Here is a 6,000-nt window from a genome sequence, read left to right as displayed (position 1 = left end):
TGATTCGATCTTCATGCTGGTGCGGTTCACCGGATTGGACATTGGGTCGCAGGTTGGCGCGATTCGGTTGTTCACCAATGAGTGCACGACTGATCCGAACAATCCGCCATGCGTGCTCAAGACGGTGCGCGGCAATGTGGTGCCTCCGCCCACCTGCACGATCATGCCGACCAGCTTGACGCTGACGCCGTTTGCCTCGTGCTTGCCGGCTCAGGAGACAGTGACAATCACGAATACGGGCGGGTTGCCACTGATCATCACACGAGCTGACATCACAGGCAGCCCGGACATCGTGCTGCTCAATCCGGCAACGAATGCGCCGGTGGTCTTCCCGGTGACGGTGCAGCCTGGTGAGAGCGTGCGGTTCCTGGTGCGGTGTTCGCCGATAGATGTAGGCACCAGCGTCACCACGATCCGGTTCATCAGCAACGATCCGAATGTGCAGGCGTGCCAGTTGCGTGTGACGTGTGTGGCGCTGCGCGGCCCGATCTGCGAAGTGGTGATGCCGGATACGGTCAATGGCGCGCCTGATGGCCGCACATTCGGTCGCGTGGCCATCGTCCCGATGACCGATCCACGATTTGGCATGAATGTGGGCGGCATTCAGTTCGGCGAGAAACGATTGCCAATCGAAGTGCGCAATATCGGTGATGCGCCGCTAGTGTTGACGCCGCCGCCGGGCGCGCCGTTCACGACGAATCCGTTTGTGACCAACACGAACTTCATCGTGGAAGGCTTCACGGTGGGACAGACGATTCCGCCGGGCGGCAAGGCCACTGGCACGGTGATCTTCCGGCCAACGCTGCGTCAGTTGCAGAAAGGCGCGATCCGATTCTTCACCAACACATGCCAAGGCCAGTGCGTGATTTCCGAAGTCAACGGCATCGGTATTGCCAATGCGTTGTGCGAAATCCCGACGTCGTTGAGCGTCGGCACGGCTCCTGTGGGCAGCTCGGTGACGGCGACCTTCCTGATGGTGAACCGGGGTGACCTGCCGCTGGTGATTTCTGATCCGTTGCAGATTGTCACAGATAACCCGCGATTTGCTGTGGTGACGCCGCTGCCGATCACGGTGCCGCCTGAGTTTGAAGGTGGCGCGGCTGGTGTGCCGATTCGGGTGCGGTTCACGCCGACGGCGCCCGGTCAGCAGATCGGACGTATTCAGTTCAACTTCAACGCGACGGTGATCGGGCCGGTGGCTCCATGTGTGCTGAATGTCTCCGGCAATGGCACGGCCGCTGGCAGCGGTCAGGGTTCGGGAAGTGGCAGTGTGATTCCGCCGGGTGATCGCCGGCCGTAACCGCTCTCCTATAGTCAAAAGTCAAAGTGATGTCCCCGCCGGTTGCAGTTGGCGGGGACATTGCATTATGATAGGGGCCAGCCCGGTGTAAAAGGTCGGTAGGCAGACCTAGAAATCAATCAGTAGGAGGTATTGTATGAGAAGGTTTCACATGATTAGCAATAAAACGACCTGGTTGATCGGACTCGTGGTTGGTATCGTGACTGTGAGTTCGACCCTGGGCTGGAGCTCGACGCAAGGCGATGGCCGGGTGATTGAGACCGTTGCCGGCGCTGGACTGGCTGGCTATAGCGGCGATGGTGGGTCGGCCGTCAACGCGCAGATTCGAGAGGCGACTGGCCTGGCCGTTGATGCTGACGGGAACGTTTACTTTGCTGATACCAATAACCATATCATTCGTCGAATTGACCGACGCGGCATCATCACGACAGTCGCTGGGACGCCAACGCAAAGTGGATTCGCGGGCGAAGGCGGTCCGGCAACGGCCGCCAAACTGGCCACTCCAACGGATGTGGCTGTCGCTCCTGATGGCAGTTTGTATATTGCCGATAATGGCAATCATGTTGTGCGTCGGATTGACCGAGCAACAGGGGTGATCAACACAGTTGCAGGAACGCCCAACGTCGCTAATTTCACTGGCGATGGTGGATTGGCAACAGCAGCGACGCTCCGCTCTCCGTCGTCAGTGGCTGTGGATAGATTAGGCAATCTCTACATCGCTGATTCGTTCAACTACCGGATTCGTCGAGTGGATGCCGTGACGCGAGTGATTACAACGATTGCCGGCAGTGGCGCGCGTTCGGTCAATACCAATGATACAGGTGATGGCGGCTCGGCGTTGTTAGCCAAATTTAGGGATGTGAAAGACATCGTGATCACTTCGGTCGGTGACATTCTTGTGGCTGATTTCAGCAATAATCGGGTACGACGCATCAGTCCCGACGGCATCATCACCACAATAGCTGGTAACGGTGTATTCAATGTGACTGGCCCTGAGCAATTAGGCGATGGTAGCGTGGCAACGGAGGCGGTGGTGCGGTGGCCGTCAGGCCTTACCTTGGATGGCCTGGGCAATTTGTACATCGCTGAGAATGGGAGTCATCGGATTCGCAGAGTCAATGCGGAGGGGCGAATTAGCACCGTCGCGGGGAGCGGCGACCCGCGTAGCCCCGGCTGTGCAGGCGATGGTGGTCCGGCGGCTGAGGCGCAGTTGAATGGACCAACCTCTGTGGTGACCGATGCAGCGGGCAATGTCTACCTGTCTGATTCGCGTTGCTTCCGCATTCGCGTGGTAAGAAATCAGTAATGCTGCCCCGACGGGGCAATATCGCCGGTGGTTTTCTCCAGGGAAAACACTCCAGAGCGGGGCCTGGCCATCATTAGAGCGATTTTCAGTTGCCTTTAGCTGGGGGCCCATATCTTGCGGGCTATACACGTTGGGCATGCGCTTCCAGTGCAGACTCATTCACAAGCCGCTCTAGAGTCTCACGGTTGGTGTGTGGCCGCCGTCAAAAACGGAGAGCTAAAAATTATGGGCGAGCGTGGCATCGGTTCCGCGCTCGCCCAGTTTTTGTTTCAGTGATTGCTGGTCTTCCTCCGTCAGGGCTGGATTGTCCCGACAGGCGTTCGCGTTTCGTTGCCTGCTTCATCAGGCACAGTGAAGAAGAATTGTAGTTTGTCATTTGGATTGAACGGACCGAGCAGCGCGGTGAACGTTCTCGTTGAAGCGAAGACAAGGCATTCCATCGTGAATGTATCAAACTCCTTGGGCGCCTTGAAGAAGTCCAGGAAATGTGATTCAAAGGGCCTCTCATTGACGCTAATGTGAACTTGAACCGCGTCAGCCAGGCCAGCCGTGCCATCCGATGCTACGACGCGAAACTCACGCATTTCCCCTTTGTTTTCTACTGTCGCTTCGAGTATTTGGGGCGGTGTGTAATCAACCAGATAACGAATGCTGACTTCTTGGACAACTTCACCAGTCTGGGCGTTGAGCAAGCGGGGTTGAATGATAGAAAGCCCTTCGGTCGCATTGGCTGGTTTGCGAATCGTGATTGTTCCCAGCAGTTTTTGCTGCGGATAGAGAGTGAACGTTGTACCCGGCTTAGGGTCCAGATCGAGAACTTCCCAGCCTGGCAGCGCTTGACTCATATCAACGGCTGTCGTCACGAGCATCGGTTCGGTCATCCCCTTTGTGAGCTCGTTGAACATCGGCCACGGCAGCGTCTCAATCAATGAGCCATCCGAATCGTCCGTTTTGCCCGTGCGTGGCGCAACGCCGGCAACCCTATCCTGACGCCAGATGTAGTCAACTAAGTAATGGTACTGCGTGGCCGGATCAATGTATTCAAAGTCGGTGTATTCATAAAACCTGCTCAGATCAAGATTGGGCGGTTTGCGAAACTGCCAACAGAGCGTCTTACACTCGCCGACAGCAAGCGTCAGCGATTGGCCTTCGAGTGGTTCAATCAGATCAACATAGGTCGGACTTTTCAGATAAGGTACGACCTGAACAGGTTCGATACTGGGCTTCAATCGCTTCAATTGCATGCAAAAACGAACCGTGTTTGTTGCCACGTCATACCGGAACCAACGGCATTGCTCAAAATAACCGAGCTTGGTGACTTCGACACGATCACACGCTTGAGCTGGGTGGGAAGTGGCGTGGACGGATAAGAGCAAGAAAAATCCTAAAAGTGAGGCAAAATAGAGTTGTGACCACGATTTCATTTATTGATCTCCTGTGAGGATGTGGCACAGGCGTTCCCACCTGTGATGACATAAGCAACTCCTTTTGAATTCCATGACCCCTGGCTAACTATACAAGGTTTGAGAGCTGTGACTCAAGCCCGTCAAAGAAGCAGGCGTCTGATGCCAATTGCCAAAGGAAAGACCATGTTCATGGAGCTAAAAAGCCGACGGGGCCTGAACTAACTGAGCAGCAATGTTGCGATCTTCACTCGGCATTTGGTATCAGCCGCCTGGGGTACGTTATCACAGCCCGCTTGCGTGGCTGAGAGGAAATTTACGTAACGCGAGTGAGTCAATTGTTTCATCGGCGCGACGTGTTGTTTCTCGTCGGCTGAAATGGGCGTTTCATGACCGAGCTTGTTGAGGGTTGGATACAGGCGAGTCGGGAGGCGGTCAGCGGCGCGTCGGTGATTTATCGGGCATTGGGTTCTGGCAAAAAAGTACTGAAAGCAAGATGCTTCGCTGGCCACGCGCGCCTTGCTTTGTGCGGGCATGGAGCGCAGTCTGGCGCGGCGATGGCCGTTGCCATGCGGTCTGTTGGCATGGTGGTACGCCGTTTGCAACGCCGTTTGCGGGAGGAATGATATTGAGAAGGTTAGCATCAGACAGTGAAAACTGACTGGTGAAGGAAGAGAGAAAGATGAGCGTGTTTGTGGATATATCAGTAGGGCCTCGAACCAAACGATGTGATCAATCGTCCTCAGGGACTCGGAATTTGAACACGACTTCGGAGGCCGCGCGTTGAGCGATGCGAGTGGTCTGCTTGTAAGTCGAATAATTTTGCCAGGAGGTTTAATGAACATGTTGTGTCACTCAATCAGCCTTGTGAGGAACAGTGCGCGTCGGCGTCATATTTGGATGCTCGCAGCGGTTGTGGTGCTACTGGCTTCCACCATTGTTCCAGTCAGTTTCACTCAATCAAGCCGAACGATTACCACAGTAGCGGGCACAGGCGTGTGTGGCTTTAGTGGCGATGGTGGGTCAGCCACCTTTGGTCAGTTGAACCGTCAAGCTGGCTTGTGCGCGGACTTGGCCGGCAATGTGTACATTGCAGACTTAGGCAATCACGTGGTGCGAAGGGTTTCCACCTTTGGCGTCATCACGACAGTGGCTGGCACTGGGGCGCCTGGGTTTAACGGTGATGGTAAAGTCGCCACCAATTCTCAGCTTGCTGCGCCGGCCGCCGTGGCAGTGGATGCCACTGGGCGCAATTTGTACGTTGTAGATAACGGGAATCACCGCATTCGTCGGGTTGACCTGTCCACCGGAACCATGACCACGTTTGCTGGGGGTGGCAATCCGGCCGACGGTCTGGGTGATGGAAAGCTGGCCACTGAGGCTAAGCTGATTTCGCCGTCGGCTATTGCGATTGATGCGTTAGGCAACGTATTCATCGCCGATTATGGCCACTTCCGTGTGCGCCGGGTAGACATCACGACCGGCACAATCACAACGGTGGCCGGCAGTGGCGCTCGCGGTTTTTGCGGCGATGGCGGGCCAGCCTTATCGGCTTGCTTCAAGGGCATCGTGGCGTTGGCCTTTGGTCCCGCGGGTGAGCTGTATATTGCGGATGCCGATGATCGGCGTGTGCGCAAGTTGAGCAATGGCGTGATCACGACGTTTGCCGGCAATGGCGCGTTCACACTGCCTACCCCTGGGCCGGCGATACAAAGCAGCATTAAGCGCCCGCAGGGTCTGGCCGTTGATGTGGATGGCAGCGTCTATATCACTGACAATGTGAATCATCAAGTGTACCGCGTCAGTCCGAGCGGCATACTCAGTATTGCTGTTGGGACAGGAACGCCTGGATATGCTGGTGATAGTGGCGCTGCCGAGTATGCCATGCTCAATGGTCCGAGTGGACTTGCCATGGATCGCTTCCGCAATTTGTATATCTCCGATACGCTCAACTGTCGCGTGCGTCGCGTTGGGCCGTAGTCCCGTGGTGG

At 56.0% G+C, this 6,000-nt stretch carries 4 protein-coding genes; 3 read left to right on the top strand and 1 reads right to left on the bottom strand.

Going from position 1 to position 6,000, the window contains the following annotated elements; all coding sequences use genetic code 11:
* Positions 1-1,300, top strand: a 1,300-nt coding sequence (locus tag NZ823_04965; protein MCS6804481.1) for a choice-of-anchor D domain-containing protein, incomplete at its 5' end; no start/stop codon positions are given.
* A gap of 136 nt (positions 1,301-1,436) precedes the next feature.
* The gene (locus NZ823_04960; GenBank protein MCS6804480.1) at positions 1,437-2,606 is read left to right on the top strand and encodes a hypothetical protein; all 1,170 of its coding nucleotides are present in this window, start codon (positions 1,437-1,439) and stop codon (positions 2,604-2,606) included.
* Between the two features lie 293 nt (positions 2,607-2,899).
* Here NZ823_04960 and NZ823_04955 read toward each other — a convergent pair whose 3' ends face one another.
* On the bottom strand, positions 2,900-4,030 hold the full coding sequence (locus tag NZ823_04955; GenBank protein MCS6804479.1) for a hypothetical protein: 1,131 nt from the start codon (positions 4,028-4,030) through the stop codon (positions 2,900-2,902).
* An 816-nt stretch (positions 4,031-4,846) separates the two neighbouring features.
* Between NZ823_04955 and NZ823_04950 the strand changes: the two genes are divergently transcribed.
* Entirely contained in the window at positions 4,847-5,989 is a 1,143-nt protein-coding gene (locus tag NZ823_04950; protein ID MCS6804478.1) for a hypothetical protein, read from the top strand.
* The last annotated feature ends 11 nt before the right edge of the window (positions 5,990-6,000 follow it).

It is taken from the genome of Blastocatellia bacterium (genome assembly GCA_025054955.1).
GTDB lineage: Bacteria > Acidobacteriota > Blastocatellia > HR10 > J050 > JANWZE01.
The sequence above is the reverse complement of the archived record's forward strand: the minus strand, read 5'-3'. Positions and strand labels throughout refer to the sequence as shown.

Bases quoted from the DNA above. Each gene is read 5' to 3' on its own strand.
- NZ823_04950 (MCS6804478.1), top strand. From the start codon at position 4,847: ATGAACATGTTGTGTCACTCAATCAGCCTTGTGAGGAACAGTGCGCGT.
- NZ823_04955 (MCS6804479.1), bottom strand. From the start codon at position 4,030: ATGAAATCGTGGTCACAACTCTATTTTGCCTCACTTTTAGGATTTTTC.
- NZ823_04960 (MCS6804480.1), top strand. From the start codon at position 1,437: ATGAGAAGGTTTCACATGATTAGCAATAAAACGACCTGGTTGATCGGA.